Raw genomic sequence first — 20,227 nt, 5'->3', positions numbered from 1 at the left:
TATACAATATTGTTAATATATCTGCACCGCCTAATCATAACCTTTGAGAAAGAGCGCCTGTCATAAACTTTAATTGCTGCAGTATTAGAACCGCTTTTATCAATGTTTTATTACTATTGGCCGGCCTTATTAACAATTGCTTTAATTAGAAAAGACTCAGCACTCATACTCTGTCTTTTTCCCGTCAAAATAAGTCAACCGTATTGTCTGATTTATCTGCTCCCTATATAAATAACACTAAATGCCTTTTACTTTGATGACGGTTTCGTCCAATCTCCAGCTTGCCCAAAACTATGATCTTTTCTTCCTCCTCTTTGACTAAAGCAAAGATGCAAGCTTATAAAACCAGCACTGAATCGTACTATAATCCAAAATCACACATCTAAAATACCGCATCAGTTTGTTCTTATGGCGCAACAGTTGAATTTGCTGTAAATCGTTTACTGCAGGCTTTTCAATTCCTGATTCGCTGACCACTTTTTGTGATGATGAAATTGACCCCGTATTACAAGACGGAAAATACTTTTTTGATACTATTGCTTTTCAATATAATATTCCGGGAAGCCAAACAGATAAGCCCCTAAAATATTAAATGCAAATGGCAATATTTTAGTAAGCCCACTACCCAAGCCATCTATAACAGCAATACAAGATGTAAAAGTGAAAGCTATCAATCCAATAAATCAAAATTGCACCACAACTACAATTATTCCGTTAAAAGTTAATTCTGTTCCAAACTATTCAATTAGCAAGAGATCGATTGGCATGCAGTGATTTGCCAGCTTTTACCAATACAATCAAGGTGGGCATATATAGATGAAACTCGAAAATCAAATTATACCTATATCTGGACATTGGATGGGAACCTAATTATTTTTAGAAATAAGTACGATCTTATAGTCAATAAAAAAGGAATCTATAAAATCGGAACTAATAACAATTTCTTTGTATAATCAATCTGGAGATTATAAAAATAGCAATGTTTTTCAAAATGTTCCATCAGGAATTCATACCATTTATACAAAAGACCTTAATGGCTGCCTTGTTACAAAAGAAGCTGCTGTTTTAGGAATTCCACATTTACTTCTAATAGGGACGTATCGAACTACAGATAGAATTTAAAAGAAATCAATTCTGTTTTAATGCCAAAAAATACAATTCAATTCTTTGATCGTTATGGAAACCGCTTAAGGAAATCAATCCCATGAGTGAAGATTGGAATGGCACATATATTGGACAAGAAATACCTACAGAAGATTATTGGCATTCTATTAAAGTAGAAGATGGCAGGAGTTTTCTAAGGGATATTTTACCCTGAAAAGAGAGACAAATGTTCTAACATTTTTTTTATAATCAATTAACATTATTCGATGTCTTAGAGAGACTGGCTAAACTGTTTTTGACAGAAAGAACTTTACAGCGTATTGCAACTGAAACTTTAGAAGAAAGCAAAAGACAAACACTCCATGATTTACTTGACAATGATATCCATGATTTTAAAACGAAAAAAGCATCTTCTAACGCAATTTAATATTTTTTTTTACAGATCATAAAACCATAAACGACTAGGTAAATGAAGTGGCTTTATTTAATGATTTAGATTGTGAACATGAAGTCATAAACATTCAACGCTTTAATGATGAAATTTTCGGAGTGAATATTAGTGAGAAGTTCGGAATTAAGGAGCTGTAATTTTTTGGGCTATTAATTAAAAGACAACCCCAACGGGACAATTCTCGAACCACTTTATGAGTGATTTAAAAAAAAATTAGTACCAAAGAAATTATTAAATTGTAACACATTTTAATTATGACTTGCTTAAAGTCATATTTAATCTACAGTGAAGTTTATGATTTCAATTTTTGGCAGTCAATATCAATAGAATTAATAGTTTAGTTCTGACTTTAACAATACTATATGTATTATATTTATTTCAAACATAACTATCTGTATATAAAATTCTTAAGGATAAATCTTGTGCATAGCTAAAATATCATCCCAAGAAGGTTTTAAGTGCGAAATTGTAAATGCTTTACCTGTTTCTTTTTTACAGCTAGCCGAATCGAAAAGTAAAATTTCCTCTTCTCCTTAGTTTTTTAAAATAAAAACGTTTAGGATGGATATTTTAATCCTGTTCGGAGCTTTTTTTGGTCTAAAAAACAGCTTCAATTAAGATAAGGAAGCTATTTAGTGCCCTTCTGGGGGCTTTAAGGCCTTAATTTAAAGAACGAAACTTTTGTTTAGATGGTGTAAATAAGTTTTAAAATGTTTTTGGTCATGTTTTGTCTTGAAAATAGAGTTTTAGGTACTTTTTGACAGGCCAAATGCTTTGTTTTATTTGTTTGAGAAAATAAATTTGAAAGAAAATGTTAAACAATAACTCAAAGAAGCCTTAGGCCGTTGGGTTTATGACTGTCCCTGCTTTATTTGCTTCTCAATTGTATGCTGTATTTTCGGATAAAGCAGTTTTTATACCCTGAGTAGCTTTATACTGGATCTGGATCATTTTTTTAAATACAGCAAAAAAGCATAACTCATGGCTTATAGCTCCTCAAAATTAGTAAAGATTAAATAATTTAAAATGAAAAGAATATTTTCTACAAATCTTCCTGGTTTTGATAAGCAGCTTAGCTATTGGTCAAGTAGGCATTAATACAAAAAACCTTCAAAATAATCTTTTGTATATTGATTATAACATTGTTTTGTAATAAAAAAACCACTAATTATGAAAAAATGCTTTATTTTATTGTTATACTTGTGCACTATTCAATTTATAAATGCACAGAGTATCACTATCACCGAAAGCGGACCGACGGCATTTTGCGCCGGAGGCAGCGTGACCTTAAGCTCTTCTGCTGGGCCAAACACGAGATGGTATAAGGATGGGGTGCCGACTGAAACAGGGAGCACCATATTGGGCATCACAGGGATTAAACCTGGTGGCATCGCCATTGATGCATCAGGAAACATCTATACTGCAAATTATGACTCCAATAACGTTACTAAAATCACACCTTCAGGGGTTAGTACCATACTGGGCGTCACAGGGACTCAACCTGTTGCCATCGCCCTTGACAGTGCAGGAAACGTCTATACGGCGAATGAGGGCTCTAATGACGTTACTAAAATCACACCTTCAGGGGTTAGTACCATCCTGGGCGTCACAGGGACTCAACCTGTTGCCATCGCCCTTGACAGCTCAGGAAACATATATACTGCAAATTATGGCTTTAATGACGTTACTATAATTACGCCTTTGGGGGCGAGCTACTCACTGGGAACAACAGGGACCAAACCTTATGGCATCGCCATTGATGCATCAGGAAACGTATATACTGCGAATCATGGCTCCAATAACGTTACTAAAATCACGCCCTCAGGGGTGAGCATCATATTGGGCGTCACGGGACTTGGTCCTAGGGGCATTGCCATTGACAGCGCAGGAAACGTCTATACGACGAATTTTGCCGAAGATAGCGTGAGCAAAATCACCCCTTCAGGGGTGAACACCATACTGGGCACCACGGGGGGTAGCCCTTGGGGCATTGCCCTTGACAACGCAGGAAACGTCTATACCGCGAATTATACCGCCAATGACGTTACCAAAATCACGTCTTCAGGCGTGAGCTCCATATTGAGCTCCACAGGGCTTAGTCCTAGGGACATCGCCATTGATGGTGCAGGAAACGTCTATACTGCGAATTATTACTCCAATAACGTGAGCAAGATTGGTTTTGCCACCTCTCAAGACTATACGGTTTCCAGTATGCCAGGCGATGCGCAAAGCAGTTCGGTATACAGAGCGGAAATAGAGGATCCATCAGGAAATATAACATTCGCTGAAAAAACCGTTACTGTTGTCGCCAATCCAACGGTCAGCTATGCTTCGGCAGACAATACATTTACAACAAACAGCTCAATAGCTCCATTATCGCCAAGCAGCAGCAATGCGGCATCATATAGCGTGAGCCCAGCCCTGCCGGCCGGATTGGTCTTGGATGCAACAACAGGTGTTATATCCGGTACGCCAAATGCGGCAGCGCCATTGACAGCCTATACGGTGACAGCCATAAACAGCATCTGCAGCAAAACTTTTATCATTAGCATTGAGGTTATAGATGCAGATACAGACACTGACGGCATCCCAGACGTTACGGATAATTGTCCTTTAGTTGCAAACCCTGGCCAATTGGATACGGACGCAGACGGAATGGGAGATGTCTGTGATCTAGATGGCGACAATGACGGAATCCTAGATGTTGCAGACAACTGTCCATTGATGATTAACCTTGATCAGTTGGATACTGACGGGGATTCAATAGGAGATGCATGTGATTCAGATGATGATGGAGACGGAATCCTAGATGGTGTCGACAATTGTCCTTTAATTGCTAATCCTGGCCAGTTGGATACAGACGGAGACTCAATAGGAGATGCATGTGATTCAGATGATGATGGAGACGGAATCCTAGATGGTGCAGACAACTGTCCTTTAATTGCTAATGCTGGCCAGTTGGATACAGACGGAGACTCAATAGGAGATGCATGTGATTCAGATGATGATGGAGACGGAATCCTAGATGTTGCAGACAACTGTCCATTGATGATTAACCTTGATCAGTTGGATACTGACGGGGATTCAATAGGAGATGCATGTGATTCAGATGATGATGGAGACGGAATCCTAGATGGTGTCGACAATTGTCCTTTAATTGCTAATCCTGGCCAGTTGGATACAGACGGAGACTCAATAGGAGATGCATGTGATTCAGATGATGATGGAGACGGAATCCCAGATGGTGCAGACAACTGTCCTTTAATTGCTAATGCTGGCCAGTTGGATACAGACGGAGACTCAATAGGAGATGCATGTGATTCAGATGATGATGGAGATGGAATCCTTGATGGTGCAGACAACTGTCCTTTAATTGCTAATCCTGACCAATTGGATACAGACGGAGACTCAATAGGAGATGTATGTGATTCAGATGATGATGGAGACGGAATCCTTGATGGTGTCGACAATTGTCCTTTAATTGCTAATCCTGGCCAATTGGATACAGACGGGGACTCAATAGGAGATGCATGTGATTCAGATGATGATGGAGACGGAATCTTAGATGGAGCAGACAACTGTCCGCTTGTTTCAAACTCTGGCCAGGTGGATACAGACGGAGACGGAATTGGAGATGCATGCGATTTGAATACGGATTCAGACAATGACGGCATATTGGATGGAGCAGACAACTGTCCGCTTGTTTCAAACTCTGGCCAGGTGGATACAGACGGAGACGGAATTGGAGATGCATGTGATGCGGAAGATGTTCTAATTTCAGAGGCTATAACACCTAATGGGGATGGAATCAACGATACATGGATCATTTATGGTATAGAAAAATATCCCGGCACAACTGTTCGCGTATTTAACAGATGGGGAAGTGAGGTTTTCTATTCTAAAGATTATAAAAATGACTGGAATGGAAGCTGGAGTGATAAGGGCGCATTACCTGAATCAAGTGCATACTATTATATCGTAGACTTAAAATCACAAGGGATTATGATTAAAAAGGGCTGGATATTTATTACTAAATAATTTTATACGATGAAAAAAATTAATTATATATTAACGGGAACACTTCTATTATTTAGTGGTGTTTCCTTCTCTCAGCAGGATGCTTCATTTACACAATACCGCTATCATATGAACAGCATTAATCCGGCGTATGCAGCAATCGGTGAAGAAACAGCAATAGCAAGTTCCCTGAGGGATCAATGGACGGGTGTGCCGGATGCTCCTCTAGCCCAATGTGTTTCCTTTGAAACCCCGATAGCATTAAATACGGGTATTGGCCTTTCGATTCTCAGCGATAAGACTTTTATGGAGAAACAAACCTTTGTTGGAATTGATTTTTCATACAAAATGAAATTAAATCCTGCTTTGGATTTATATTTTGGGTTAAAAGCCGGCGGTAACTTCTACAGTGTTAACACTTCCGGTTTAGATACATATAATATTCAGTCTGATCCTGCTTTGGTCTCCTATAGCAATTTTAACCCAAATATTGGATTAGGGTTTGTTTTAAAGAACGAAAAATATTATGTGTCCCTTTCGGTGCCCAGAATGCTTAGTGCCGAGAGAGTTCGCAATGAATCAGGATATGCTGTAATGGCATCTGATAGAGCGCATTGGTATTTAAGCGGCGGATATGATTTTGAATTAAAGTCAAGCATTGCGCTATTGGCGCTAAAGCCTTCTATAATGGTGCGTTATGTGAGCAACGCTCCTGTTTCTGCAGATTTTAATGCTATGCTTGGGATTAATGAAGTGTTTGAAATTGGCGCCATGTATAGAACAGACCAAGCCTTTGGAATTTTAACAGATTTTACAGTCAATAAACGGCTGCTTTTAGGGTATTCTTACGAATGGATTACCAGACCCTCTTTGGGCAGCGCAAGAGGCACTTATGAGCTTTTATTGAGATACAAATTTTAGTTCAAACAGCTTATTCTATAAGTCTATCGAAAAAAAAGGGTTTTGAGTTATTCAAAACCCTTTTTTTTCGATAATAACAAGGTTATTATTTACTGCTTTTCTTTTGAATTTTATAGTTTCATTATTTTCAACTTTTTATACTGATCTCTTTGATATTCCAAAACGGATTATTCAAACTATTTTTTATATCTGAAGCTTTTATATCAAGATTATTTGATAAACTATGCTTATTCAAAAAAAAAAGCTTCAATTTGGTTATAATTAATTTCGCCAAATTTTCAATTGAGAAATTACATCTATTTTCTATTGAACTAGCCTTTTTCCAGTACAATTTCATAGTGATATCGCTTTGTGTTATATTCATGTTTTTAAGAAGCTTTTAAGCTTTTGGACAATTAAAATTATACAATATTTATATTACAAGTATGTTATATAAGAACTATAAGTAAAGTAATTGTTTTAGAAATAATAATATGATTCATAAGGTATTAATTGAATAAAATTAAAGAAACATGAAAAAGAAACTATATTTCTTACAGCTATCCTTTTAGGAACTCTTTCATTTACCAATGGACAAAATTTGGGTGACAATACTAACGCTGCAAGGGCTGGTTCAAATGTGGCTGCAAGTTCATTTGATGTATCGGATTTATCAATCAGATTATGGGGGTATTATCAACAAAATTAAAATTAATGGATGCTTAAAAAACTGCTATTAAAGCCTTAGTAAACGAAATTTTAAACAAAAAGAAAGACATTTTACATACCGATGGTAAAAGACAAAGCTGTATACACTTCTAAAATGACCATCAATAGAGAATCATTTTTATTAAAAATGAAAAAACTGGTTAGTCCGGAACAGTTTACAGTAATAGCATCTTTGTTGCCAAAATCGGTTTATTCAATATCACCATTAGCTAAAGTGTTGTTTTGAATTCCTAATTCAGGTCTAGAAAAAAAACAAAATTTAACTTTGTTTTTAATATTCAGATATTTCTATTTGTGATGGATAACTTTAACGAAAATGTTTATACCTAAAATTCCCTTCTGTACTCAGGAGTTTTTTTTTGTGTTAAATTAATATAATATTTTTGAATCCATACAAAATCATTATTATTAGTTTTTTTTCTTTGGTAAATAAGGCTTTAGAGATAAAAAAAACAACAAGAGTCGTTTTCTCATTCGTCCGGTCTTGTAGACTTTATGGGATTCGAACAAACTGGGCATTTATACTAATAGCAGCAAATGAAATCTTTGGCGTTATTTTTTTTGTTCTCCGATTGACTTAATCTTTTCTTACCTGAAAAAACTTTCCATACCAAATCACAATTAACATACTATTTTCGTTTCCGATAAGCCAATAGGTTCGCAAAGGCTATGGAATGGGCGATATACTTTTTTTCACAGCTTAATTGGGAGGCTTTCGCTTTAAAATTGCGAACATGTAGCGAGATTGTTTTTGATTATTTAAAGCTAATATTTAATTTTTAAATTAAACTTAAGGCAATTTCGAATATGCGAAGTTAACTATGGGCATAACTGACTTTATTGTGTCAAGCTGCAAATCAAGTCCTGTACTTTGAATTTTTAGCGTAAAACAGTACTTGTGTATTCTGATTTTGTTTTTATATGAATATGTTCCCGCAGTATATTTGCTAAACCTTTCGAAGGTTTGTTTTTGGTGTTTTCGATAGTGTAGGGAGGTTTTAGGTCTAAAATTTAAGTTAGTTAAAATGTGTTTTCATATAAACCTTTCCTCTCTATGCTATTTTTTTTTTGCAAATATATTTTAGAATATTGTAAGATGTCCAGATAAAAACCAGCATTAATCTCTAATGTTTAGTTTTGGAAGTTTTAAATATTCTCTATCATTTATTTGCAGACTTAATTGTAAAGTTACCTTCCTTTTAATTGGCTGTCTGTTATTGTCCAAGATAGCAAAATGCGGCTTGGTAGTGTTTTATATGAACTTTATGAAAAAAAAAGTAGCTTTTTATTTGTGTCTTAGATAAGGAAATTTATTTTATTCTTACCTGTTCGCCATAGAAGCCAGTGAGCTTGCCTCTGAAATTTTTAATTAAAATTAGTAATTTTCTGGTTGAAGAGAATATTTTTGAGATGGACTATTTCTCTGAAAACTGGCAGAATTTTTAAATATCTGCTTTATTTGGGTTCAGCTGTAGTGTTTTTAGATATCTTTTTAATGAAAAAAATATTTGATAAGGAATAAAATGATAGGTGTGGTGTAAAAAAGGGAAGGAAAACTTAAAGTTTTTTCGTAAACAGATAGCGTAAAAATAAAATATAAACAAAAAATCAGTCAGGCTAAAGCTGTTTTTTAGGAAAATTCAATTTCTGTAAGGAATGTTGATCATTGTTCATAAATGGCTGATGGAATTTTGTTAAAGGAAATTATTGGAATGGTTATTTTAAAAAACTGCAAAGATGTTATCAGGAAAAATGGAATGAAATTTAAAAGAATATGAAGAGTTGGCTTATTTAGTAAGCGTAATCATAATGATTAAGAGTACGAATTGCATTTTTTTGTAAGTTTTGCATGTTTGAAAAAATTATCAAATGTAAGTTAAGAGGGGAATGCGCTATTAATGTCCGAAGAGATACGAACGGAAAAACAAAAAAACTTATATGCATGCCGCAAAAAAAGCTTTAATCTATATAAAATTACACAATTATGGAAGACTTACCTCATACAGCAAAAAAACAGCTATTGGTGCTGATTTATTTACTAGCTTGGTGTTTCTTGATGTCAGTTGAAGGCCAGGCTCAGCAAAATACGCGTCGAGAAAAACATGATAAACCAAGAGCAGACGGAGCAACACGGCAATTTGACCAGTCCAGACCAAATGCAGACAGACCTAGCACAGCAAAGCCTGGAGTAAACAACTCTGTAACTAAAATAAGCAGACCCTCAAATAATTCCAACAGAAACAATACGGTAAATACAAATAATACCGTAAACAGAAACAATGTTGGCAACAGAAATACAAATATTAGCGGCAATACTGTAAACAGAAACAGAAATAATGTCAATATTAATGTAAATAATAGCGTTCATGTTCGTAACAATCGTAATACAGTTGTAAGACCTGGGCCTAGACCCTATGCGCGTCCTCCGTATGTTTATGGCGGTTACAGATACAACTGCTATCATCCATACTATCCACGTCCTTATGTACCCTTTTATTGGGGACCAGTTTGGCATCCTTGGGGATTTTTTGTTGCAACTCTCGCAACTACTGCTATCATTGTCAGTGTTGAAAACAATAAATATCATTATGATCAAGGAGTTTGGTACACTTCAACCAACGGTGGCTACACTGCCGTACCCGCGCCAGTTGGAGGAACTGTAAATAACATTCCTAGCGGAGCAGAAACAGTCAATACAGGTACGGTAAATAATTATTACTATGGAGGGACCTATTACGAAAAAGACGGGGGAAAATACACAGTAGTTGCTCCTACAGCAGGAACAATTGTAGACAAGCTTCCAGAAGGAGGAGAAGAAGTTGCAATTGGAGATTTAAAATACATCAAATTTGGGGAAACGTATTACCAGCCTGTGCAAATTGACGGAAAAGATAAATACGAAGTAGTTTCGGTTCAGAAAGAATAACTTAAAAAGCTGTTTTATCCAGTTTTACGCAGACTAGGCATCTATTATAAGCTCAAAACAATGAATCATAAAAAATAAAAACGTTTCAATTTTGTATTATTGATATTGTCAATTATTTCAATTGTTTGCCGTTACACTAGATTTTTAGATATAGCAGAAAAAACAGTAACCGAATGTCACGAACTCCAAGCAATATAGAATCTGAATTTCTGCCAACTGTTGAAAACAAATTTGTTTTTTGTTAAAACATCAACTTAAATAAAAAACAGATTTTAATAGAATGAAAAGAAGGTCTCTAAAAGATGGCTTGTTTTTTTCTTAGAGTAAGCAAAAAGAAACCATATACAATCTTTAAAAGGTTAATTATTGCCATAAAGTCATTTTATCAAGGCACAATTAGCAATTTGAATATGAAACAATTTCGTTTAACGGCTATTTTTTGAAATGCGTTAAATAAATCATAAAATTTGAAAATAGCAAATTAAATTTTCTACTTCAAAATTGCTTTAGTTTTTTCTTAATTAATAATTTTTAAATTCTTTTTTACCATGAAAAAATTTATCACACTTATCTTTTTTGCCTTCCTGATTGTCAATTGCACCAGCGAACCAGTAAGTACAGACATTCAGACTGAAGCTTTACAGCCGAAGAGTTCCATTGCCACTGCAAAAGGAACTTATTCTAACTGCGATCCAATTTCAATTAGCATTATGGCTGGCCAGTTTACCAACGCTGGGAAAGTTTTAATTGAAAATGATGCTGCAAATCTTTACGTAACCTATACTGCATTTCAAGATTGGTATTTTAGTGAACTTCATTTATATGTAGGTCCTTATGCCAATGTACCTTTACAAAATGGAAACCCGGTTCCTGGGCAATTTCCATATAAAAAATCTTTTAATCCATTAGTACAAAGCTACACTTTTACAATTCCTCTTTCTGCAATCGTTCTGGATGCTAACAAATGTCTATTTATTGCAGCACATTCCAGCATGAAAAACATCGTAAACGGAACTGACATAGCGACAGAAACTGGATGGGCAGGAGATATCAAATTCCCTGGGAAAAATTGGGCTGCTTACTTTAACTACTGTCTAAGAACTTGCGACACACCTCCTCCTGTAGAAACTACTTGCGATACGGCATATATGTTTGGCAATAACACTTTCAACAGCTTACAGCTTTCTGAAAAATGGGGTTGGGCCACTTCTTACAGCAATGTCGCAAACGGAACTTATACTTATAACTTATATGCCGGAGCTGGCCAAAACAATATCAATAACGGATATTTGGCAGGAACTGTTACAATTGTCATTCAAGGCAGCAATGTGCAGATAACAATAAATGCCACTCATGCCGGAACAGCATTTACAGAAACACATGTGTACTTATCAGACAGTCCTCCTACAACAGCCGCTCCAGGGCAATATGGAAACCAGCACACTTTAAACAATACTGCCACAGACAGTTACAGCTTAACATATAGCGGAGATGGAAGTTTCTGGCTAATTGTTCATGCGGGAGTTTGCACCACCGAATAATTTTGAATTAGTACATAAATCAGCAGAAAAAAGAGAGAATAGAAATTCTCTCTTTTTATTGGAATTTTAAATACTTAAAGGTCTCTCACAACCTTAGGCAAAATCTAAAAAAGCTTAAATAATTTAACACTATATGAATTTTCACTAAACTTAAAGCCTTTATCAAAAATTATCTGATAAAAATATGATTCTTATTAAGTAAATACTAACCAACTTTTAAAATTAGCGATCATTATTCATTTTATATTTGAGTTAAACGCTAAATACAATTTAAAACATACAGAAATGAAAAAAACACTGACTCTCTTAGCCTTAGTTTTCCTTACGATTATCATCAGTGCGAAGCAAGCAAAACCTGCGTCTAAAGAACAAGAAAAGAAAGAAAGCTGCTGTTCCAAAAAAGAAGCTAAAAAAATGAGTGCCTCTGACAGCGAAAAATGTAAAGCGAAATGCAGAGCAAAAGGAAAAAAATGCGATCAAGGCACTAAAGCATCAGGAAAATAGCATTAAATCAATCACTAAGCCTTTTATTATGACAAGCGAAAAGATGCCAATTATACAGGCATCTTTTCGCTTGTAAAATTTTATAATAAATAACGAAATATCACTTTTTATTTCCCCAATAGTTTTCTTTTCCAGACTTTAAAGTGCAAATTCAGCTGCTATTTGGTTTATCTTGGGTTTGGATATAATATATTTTTTGTTCAAGTCTTATTGTTTATGGGGACTGACTTCTGCAGATTGTTTAAAATTTCGTAGACTGTAAAAAAAATTGCAATAAAACAGAGTCACACAAGCGTCATGAGATTTTTTTTCAGGAAAAATATTTCGACTTATTTATAGCAGAGAAGATACTAGACAATTAAATGAATGGCTAGTTTGGATGCAAGGCCAGCACAAATCAGTTAAATCATTAACATTTGAAAGCAGTAAGCAGATGATGTGTACTTCTAAAATCATCTGATAGACAATAACGATAAAATTTGTTAACTCTAAAAAGAACTAAACCTCTGCAAATAAAGTGCAGAGGTTTAGTTTACTAGGGGTTGAAAGTCCCTCTTTTTATTTCATCCCCGAATGAAATTTGAATTATCACTGTCATCTTTTCTTCGGTGATGCTCCAAATATTCGTTTACCCTCTCATCAGTGAAATTTCCCGTAATCCACACTCCATATCCGGCTGCCAAAAATGCTGTTCGCTATATTTCGTCTGAAGTTCTGGGAATTCCATTTGTAACCTTGGTGAAGTTCTTCCTTTCAAACTTTTCAAAATCGCACCAACATTCTGCTAGAAGCATATTCTATACGCATGTGGACATGATCTGAACTTACATTTAAAATACCAATTGCCTAATTTTCTAACATTTAAACCACAAGTTCATCACAGTTTTTGAATATCCCCTTCCAAAACTTTAAAATGATATTTAGCAGCCCAAACAACATTACATGCTAATCGGTGCTTGCTGCATGCGGGCCTTTTCTTAAATCTGCCCTCATAAACTAGGGATAAAAAAAAATCGCATTTTACTAAAGTACTGCAATAAATTGCAGGATTTTAAACACCAATCGGAGACAAATAAATCAATCCTTGAGACAGCGAACAGAAAAACTGTACGCTTTGTGACCCGCGTAACGGCTAGCAGAAGCGTTAGACGAGCTCAAGTCGCGATTGAACGCATCAGAACCACTAACTGACGATGACCAGAAGCTACCGTAACTACCACGATTGGCGAAAGCCGGCGCATAAATACCGAGACCAGACAACAGCGCCGAAAACCCGGAAGAGCCGCCAATTTTTAGATCTGATCCAACTGTACCCGAACTTCTAACTCCGATAGCTACTTGATTGGCCACTGTCATACCTAAGCTATTTTCTAAAAACATCCACTCGCAGTCTGAAGGGACATGCCAGCCCGAAGGGCAGACTCCCTGAGCGCGCTCCGCTGTGCTGCCGTTCATTGCGGCCGACCACTGGTACAGCAGGCCTTCGTTGGCTGCAGGCTCGCCTGCAGCACTGTTGTAATAATCGCTCGATCCCCAGTCTATGCCATCCCCAACGGCAGGAGTGTCATTGCTGTTCACCACATCCATATTGTAGCGCGACCAGCACTGCCCCCCTATTTCAACCAGAGCGCGCGTAGCCGTAGTCGCCCCAAAACCGTCTCCCAAAACACTGCTGGCGGCAGAAGCCCAGTCATATTCTACCCCGTCAGTGGTGGCAGCATCATCGTTAAGAACAGCTCCAGATACACCGATGCAGGATGTCTTTGAAATACTTTTTCCTGCACAGAACGCATTTCCGGGGATAACCCCTCCTTCACCAACGGTCAGGCTTTTTGACGCCGCACTGATACATCCGGCATTTGCAATGCTATAAACAACAGTTACAGTGCCGGCTGAAACTCCCGTAACAATGCCAGAACTGTCAATAGTAGCACTCCCCGTGCCATTGGCGATCGACCACGTACCGCCAGGAGTTGCATCTGTAAAAGCGGGGGTTTCATTTCCCACAGTCACCGCAGCGGCTCCCCCGCCAATGGCATCAACAGCAACGCTGTTTGTGCTCACAGCAACAGGCCTGATATCAAAACAGCCAAAACTGTCTGTGCCTTTTATATAATAGGTGCCCGTTCCAACTGAACTTGGCGTGGCCAAAGCGCTAGTGGCAGCAGCATCCGTAAAATAGCTGTACGCTAATCCGGGAGTGCTGCCCAGTGTTACGTCAGAAAGGGTCAGATTGGCTGTGGCTGGCAGGCAGATCTTCTGCTCTGCGGTGACAACAGTCGGCGTGGCATTCACTGTAACTTTTGCAATCGAAGAGCTGACAGGCGATGCAGCATCGCCGCTTATAAGCACATCGTAATCCCCGGCATCGCTTGTTCTGGGGCCGGTCAGCTTTAAGGTATTGGTGGCTGCGCCTGAAATTACAGAATCATTGGACAGAAATGCGCCATTGCGCCTCCAGGCATAGGCAATCCCAGTGGTTCCGGAAACGGCAACAGACAGAACCACCTCTCCTGTTCCCGAACAGGCTGCAGGGGGAGCGGCCGGCTGGCTGGATATGACAAGCAGCGAGCCGTTTACCGCCGTCCTGTCAAAACTGCACGAAGGGGCAGTATTAAGCGCATAGGTATAGGTTCCTGCGCTTGCCGGAGAGCCGTATCCTGTAAGGGTGATCACCTTTGTACCCGCACTGTCAAAAGTGCCCGAATCGCTAAAAATAACCCCGTTGACAGCGCCGGTGCTGATATTATAGGAGCCTTTGCGCGTTACCGATACGGTAATCTCCTGCGTCGCTGTGGAAGCCATCCCCATATTCAGAGTGCCCCCGCCGGCACCGCTGCAGTCATAAGCGTCTACCTTTGCCGTGCCGTTTGACGAAGGGTCCAATCTGCCGTCCACACACATATTAAACCATTCGCTGGAGTTCCAAAACTCGTAGCAGTTTACATCCGTATTGTAAACCATAAGGCCTGCAGCAGGAGCAATGATTGCATCGCGCTGAGCCTGGGTCATGCGGGGGGCCAAAAAACCCCCTTTGACAGACTTTACCTCAAAAATAGCAGAAGCTTCCGGAGTAAGCGTGCCTACAGCACTGCTTTGCGCAGAACTACATACAGAAACAGAAAGCAATAACACTGTAAAATGTTTTTTCATAAAATTGCATTAATAATTATAATATCAGTAAAAACGATTCAAAAGCTCTTACCTAAATAAAAAAAAATAATATTTCATTTGAGTGTTTTTTTTCAAGACTTCAAAGACCTATAAATCAGCATTATCCACATAGCATTTAACTTGAGGCAATCAATTCTGATACTCTTCGATTTCAGGACTTAAAATGTTTTGAAAAATAATAAAATGGGGGCAATTAACCTAAATTACACCAAACTGCACGATCCCTTTCGCTACTGTAGATGGAAAACTTAGGATCTTTTCTAACCGATGCTACTCAGAGTGCGCCAAAAGACGCAGCCCAAACGGCAGAATATATTGCTAATCCCCCAAATTACTATCTTTTGATAGCCAGTCAGCTCGTGAGGATATACCCATAAAACTTTTCTTTGTTGATTAGATGATACATCAGAACCGATAGCGCATGGAAAAAATAATTATTATAATCGCATATAGCCTTTATATGATTCTTGATCAGATCTTATTTAAGTGTTTGTCAAATAGCAATAAATTTCTATAACCGAAACCGCATTGCTTTTTACTTAATCCATTTGACTGCCTATATTTAAAGAAATTTCAAAACACTGCAGCATGCCAATCGTAAGATCTTTTGGCTGGCCATTGGCACTAAAATGACACCCATCAGGTTAAAATGGTGTTATATTCTTTTGCCCAACTGACCAAGTGCCTCATAGAATTCTGCCCTGTGATACAGAATAAATTACTGGTCTTATTTTGCGTTCAACAACAAAGCGCACCCTAATAGCATGGGCATCAAAAACATAAGATTCAACTCAAAAGCTAAGACAGCATCAGAAGGAATTCCCCATTGTGCATCGTTCATTTATAGCCATGCATATCAGGGCTTAACATATTCAAATCACCAATAAAATGATTCGAAAAATCTTCCGTTACGGCTGATATAATCTTAAATATCCATCTGCATAGCTGCCTGGGCGCTTACCAAAAATTTCGTTCGCTGGTACCCAAAACAAATCCTCTCAGAGCTTAATTGGACAGTTTATCTTAAAAAAAAGAGTCCGTAAATTTCCTTTTTGTCAAAGCATAGTTCTGGTTCGAGGGCTTCTCAATATTAAGGCATCAATTTGTATTGAAATGCCAAAAGTGAATGATTTATTTTTAAAGCAAATGCCGTTTTCAATAACAATAAAACTCTTTAATCCGCTTTATATAAATCAAATTCTTTTTTAAGAATACTAAAATCTTTTGCAAAATAATTCTTGATCAATAATTTCACTGCTGCCCAATCTTTAACATACATCATAAGCTGCTTATCCCGATTTTCTCCATAAATAAAAAATAATCGCATACTCCTATGTATCACAAGAACATAATCTTCTTCAACATGTCCTATCCAGAAAGTGCCATGCAGACTGTTTATGTCTTTTATCTGATCAATCGCGGCATATGCATGAGCAATCAAAGCATTATCAATTGATTCCCCACAAGCTTTCTCAATCCAAAACTCACTCATAACTTATCAAATTTTATCTGTTATTAAATAAAAACTTTAAATCTAACCGTAATATTTACAAATCATTCTAGTTAAAAGGCCTTGTTTTTTTCAATATCCTTAAAATGCCGACCAAGACATAAGGTATTAATTATCTGATTCCCGTTTCTAATCTCATCTCCATTGATTTCTATCTAAACAAAAATACTAAATACACTACTGCTTTTATAAGCCGAATCACATTCACTATATTATCCATTTATCAGGAGTTTTATCCTACTATAGCAAAAATTCGATATGAAATCCCATAACTAAATTCTTAAAATCATAAAGGGCAATACAAATGATTCAATTATAATAAAATCAAATTATTAATCTCGCTAACTGGCTTTGCTTTAATGATTAAAAATGCAGAAATAATAATCGAAGCGCAAAAATTGCTCAGTACGAATACTTAATTTACGATATGCAAATAGCCATTTTTCTCAATATTTTTAAAATCATGACTCCCGTCAATCTTAAAATCATATTTCAAAATATAGAAATAAGTGCCCGCTGGTAACTTCTCATTTTTGAAAATAGTACCTTTACTATTTGAAAAACCATTGAAAACATTTTTTTTATTATCATACCTTTCAATACTAAAAACCCTATTTCCCCAGCGGCTGAAAATCTCAACAGAATTATAAGGGTAACATTCTATTCCTTCCAAGTAAAATATTTCATTTTTACCATCACTGTTTAGAGAAAGCCCATTAAATACTTTAATATTACGCGAAACATTAATTTTTTGATTATATACTGAAACATTACCGCAAGAGTCAGCAGCAGTCCAAGTCCTAATCAATCTATAAAAGCAGGAATCAACTTCCTCTTTTATTTCATTATAAGAAACATTTGCAGCATCGCAGTCATCTACAGCAGATATAATAGCAGGTTCGGGAATATTTTCGCTATCAACAAATATCTCTTGAGGCAAATCTCCTTCAAATATAGGGGCCTCATTATCTGTAATTTTAATTAATTGTCTGCAAGTTGCAGAACTACCATCTGTATCTGTCACGACAAATTCTCTTATGAGATTTCCGGTAAACGAATTGCATCCTTCTGATACAGTACTATCAACAAAATCAATTTTAACTAGACCGCAAGAATTTTTAATTATAGGTTTCCCTGTTCTAAAAGTATCCAAACTATCTTTACAATTAATCGCTATTGAAGGGGGGCTCTCAATCTCTAACCTGCAACAAGAAGGCGCTGAACCATGGACATTAAAACTTGAGCACCCTGCGGCATCATTAAATTTAATATTGTAATCAGTCCCAGAAGCTATAACATCAGAAGTCCAGACATTATCATTCCATATACCTGTCCCTCCATTACCTGTAATATTAAAAAAACCATGTTTTTCTATAGAGACTATAACCCTATATCCGGAACCACCATTATCACAAATCGTCTTCTCTTTTCCTAATTGATAAATATTGCGGACCTGGACATTCTGGACGGTCTTGGAGATATTAGCTCTGCCGTCATCAAAGCTCCAGACCACCTGTGTGTCACCTAAGGACGTTATAGGAAAAACTGTGTCGGTTGTGCCAGAAACGGCCCCAGAGCATGCATCGTAAGCTGTCGGAGCCGAAAGGGTAACAGAACATTCCCCTTCAACATCAGGCAATATAGGTGCCAAAGGCGCCGAAGTGTCTTTCACCAGAACGTTCTGGACAGCCCTGGAGATATTCCCCCTGCCGTCATCAAATATCCAGACCACCTGTGTGGCACCTAGGGACGTTATAGGGAAAACTGTGTCGGTTGCACCAGTAACAGACCCAGAGCATGCATCGTAAGCTGTCGGAGCCGAAAGGGTAACAGAACATTCCCCTTCAGCATCAGGCAATATAGGTGTCAAAGGCGCCGAAGTGTCTTTCACCAGAACGTTCTGGACAGCCTTGGAGATATTCCCACTGCCGTCATCAAAGGTCCAGACCACCTGTGTGGCGCCTAGGGACGTTATAGGGAAAACTGTGTCAGTTGTACCAGTAACAGGCCCAGAGCATGTATCGTAAGCTTCCGGAACGGAAAGGGTAACAGAACATTCCCCTTCAGCATCAGGCAATACAGGCGCGACAGGCGCCGAAGTGTCTTTCACCAGAACGTTCTGGACAGTCCTGGAGATATTCCCCCTGCCATCATCAAATGTCCAGACCACCTGTGTGGCGCCTAGGGACGTTATAGGGAAAACTGCGTCGGTTATGCCCGTGACAGGTCCAGAGCATGCATCGTAAGCTGTCGGAGCAGAAAGGGTGACAGAACATTCCCCTTCAGCATCATACAATACAGGTGTATCTGGACCAACAGTGTCAACTACATCTGCAACATCGGTCAAAATTTCGGTACATCCAGCGTCACCATTTGATACTTTAATTTTTATATGGTCTCCTAAATTTAAAGGCACACTATCTGGTATTGCAATCTTAAGGTCTGAACCATTTCCGGGAAACACAATTGAAGGAACAAAAGAATTTCCATTTTTATCAAGAAGTTCATACTCAAAACTGCTATCCTGTGCATTATAAATCGTTATACTACTTTGTTTAAACCGATCACAATTAATATCTGAAACCTTTAATGAAGTATCTGGCTCAGGAGTTACCCTCACTCTATAATAATGGCCTGTTATTTGATTTGTTGAACAAAATCGATCTTTCAATTTACGTTGGCAAATATAAGTAGTGCTAACTGTTGGCGCAAGTTTAATTTCTGTACCTTCAACAATAAAATTCCCAAAGAAATCCTCCCACCAGATATCATACAAACTGGGATCAGCGCCATTAAAAGATAATATTACACTTGGATTATTTGAACAGACTATTGATCGAGATGCCTGCACGCTAAAATCAGGCCCACTAACATTTTTTAAACTAAAAGCTGTATCGAGACTATAGCATTGATCTGCCGCTCTGACAAAATAATCTCCAGAGGGTATCTCATTGAACTGATAGGATAATTCTGGACTAGCAACTGTAAAAGGTCCAAACAGAGGAGCAGATGGTTCGTTAACATCGTACAAACTAAAAGTTAATGGATAAATTACAGTTCCATCCGTTATTTCTACATTGACAGCACCTGCATTTGAAATTGGCCTACAGAATGCTGTTGATACTTTAACATTACCTTTCGAATAAGAAGCGATTTTTACAGGATGCTGAAATTCAAAAGGACCAGTTTTCTTTAATGCCGCAGAATATTGATTATAATGCCCATTCACTGGACTGAGATCTGTATAACGGATAATAAAATCTCCAGAAGGCACATTTGCAAAAAAACCTGAACAAGAACCTGGTGTGCTAGAAGAATTGTTTGAGGCTACAAGAGCACCTAAACCACCTGATGGATCTGAGGCAAACAAT

12 protein-coding genes are annotated in these 20,227 nt (G+C 37.4%); 8 read left to right on the top strand and 4 right to left on the bottom strand.

Annotation, left to right across the window (positions count from 1 at the left end; translation table 11 throughout):
• Positions 1-945: 945 nt before the first annotated feature.
• The 8 genes from M0M44_RS11040 to M0M44_RS11015 all read left to right on the top strand — a co-directional run bounded on the left by M0M44_RS11040 (position 946) and on the right by M0M44_RS11015 (position 12,172).
• Positions 946-1,122 (top strand): hypothetical protein, encoded by a 177-nt coding sequence (locus M0M44_RS11040; RefSeq protein ID WP_248729799.1) that lies wholly within the window; start codon positions 946-948, stop codon positions 1,120-1,122.
• A gap of 73 nt (positions 1,123-1,195) precedes the next feature.
• Entirely contained in the window at positions 1,196-1,318 is a 123-nt protein-coding gene (locus M0M44_RS23880; protein ID WP_420842780.1) for a T9SS type B sorting domain-containing protein, read from the top strand.
• A gap of 81 nt (positions 1,319-1,399) precedes the next feature.
• Entirely contained in the window at positions 1,400-1,531 is a 132-nt protein-coding gene (locus tag M0M44_RS23780; protein WP_256469804.1) for a hypothetical protein, read from the top strand.
• A gap of 1,194 nt (positions 1,532-2,725) precedes the next feature.
• On the top strand, positions 2,726-5,593 hold the full coding sequence (locus M0M44_RS11035) for a thrombospondin type 3 repeat-containing protein (RefSeq protein WP_248729798.1): 2,868 nt from the start codon (positions 2,726-2,728) through the stop codon (positions 5,591-5,593).
• A 9-nt stretch (positions 5,594-5,602) separates the two neighbouring features.
• On the top strand, positions 5,603-6,493 hold the full coding sequence (locus tag M0M44_RS11030) for a PorP/SprF family type IX secretion system membrane protein (RefSeq protein ID WP_248729797.1): 891 nt from the start codon (positions 5,603-5,605) through the stop codon (positions 6,491-6,493).
• Positions 6,494-9,185: 2,692 nt separating this feature from the next.
• Complete coding sequence (locus M0M44_RS11025) at positions 9,186-10,127, top strand: DUF6515 family protein (RefSeq protein ID WP_248729796.1); 942 nt, start codon at positions 9,186-9,188, stop codon at positions 10,125-10,127.
• 548 nt (positions 10,128-10,675) lie between these two features.
• Positions 10,676-11,668, top strand: coding sequence for a hypothetical protein (locus M0M44_RS11020; RefSeq protein ID WP_248729795.1), 993 nt, complete (start codon positions 10,676-10,678; stop codon positions 11,666-11,668).
• 285 nt (positions 11,669-11,953) lie between these two features.
• Positions 11,954-12,172, top strand: coding sequence for a hypothetical protein (locus M0M44_RS11015; RefSeq protein WP_248729794.1), 219 nt, complete (start codon positions 11,954-11,956; stop codon positions 12,170-12,172).
• A 628-nt stretch (positions 12,173-12,800) separates the two neighbouring features.
• Here M0M44_RS11015 and M0M44_RS11010 read toward each other — a convergent pair.
• The 4 genes from M0M44_RS11010 to M0M44_RS10995 all read right to left on the bottom strand — a co-directional run bounded on the left by M0M44_RS11010 (position 12,801) and on the right by M0M44_RS10995 (position 20,226).
• On the bottom strand, positions 12,801-12,929 hold the full coding sequence (locus M0M44_RS11010) for a hypothetical protein (RefSeq protein ID WP_338030087.1): 129 nt from the start codon (positions 12,927-12,929) through the stop codon (positions 12,801-12,803).
• 320 nt (positions 12,930-13,249) lie between these two features.
• Entirely contained in the window at positions 13,250-15,325 is a 2,076-nt protein-coding gene (locus M0M44_RS11005; protein WP_248729792.1) for a fibrobacter succinogenes major paralogous domain-containing protein, read from the bottom strand.
• 1,195 nt (positions 15,326-16,520) lie between these two features.
• A complete protein-coding gene (locus M0M44_RS11000; protein WP_248729791.1) occupies positions 16,521-16,838 on the bottom strand; it encodes a hypothetical protein in 318 nt (105 codons plus the stop codon).
• Between the two features lie 433 nt (positions 16,839-17,271).
• The gene (locus M0M44_RS10995) at positions 17,272-20,226 is read right to left on the bottom strand and encodes a T9SS type B sorting domain-containing protein (RefSeq protein WP_248729790.1); all 2,955 of its coding nucleotides are present in this window, start codon (positions 20,224-20,226) and stop codon (positions 17,272-17,274) included.
• Position 20,227 lies beyond the last annotated feature (1 nt).

The organism is Flavobacterium humidisoli (assembly GCF_023272795.1).
Classification (GTDB): Bacteria; Bacteroidota; Bacteroidia; order Flavobacteriales; family Flavobacteriaceae; genus Flavobacterium; species Flavobacterium humidisoli.
This window is presented reverse-complemented; position numbering and strand designations above follow the sequence as displayed.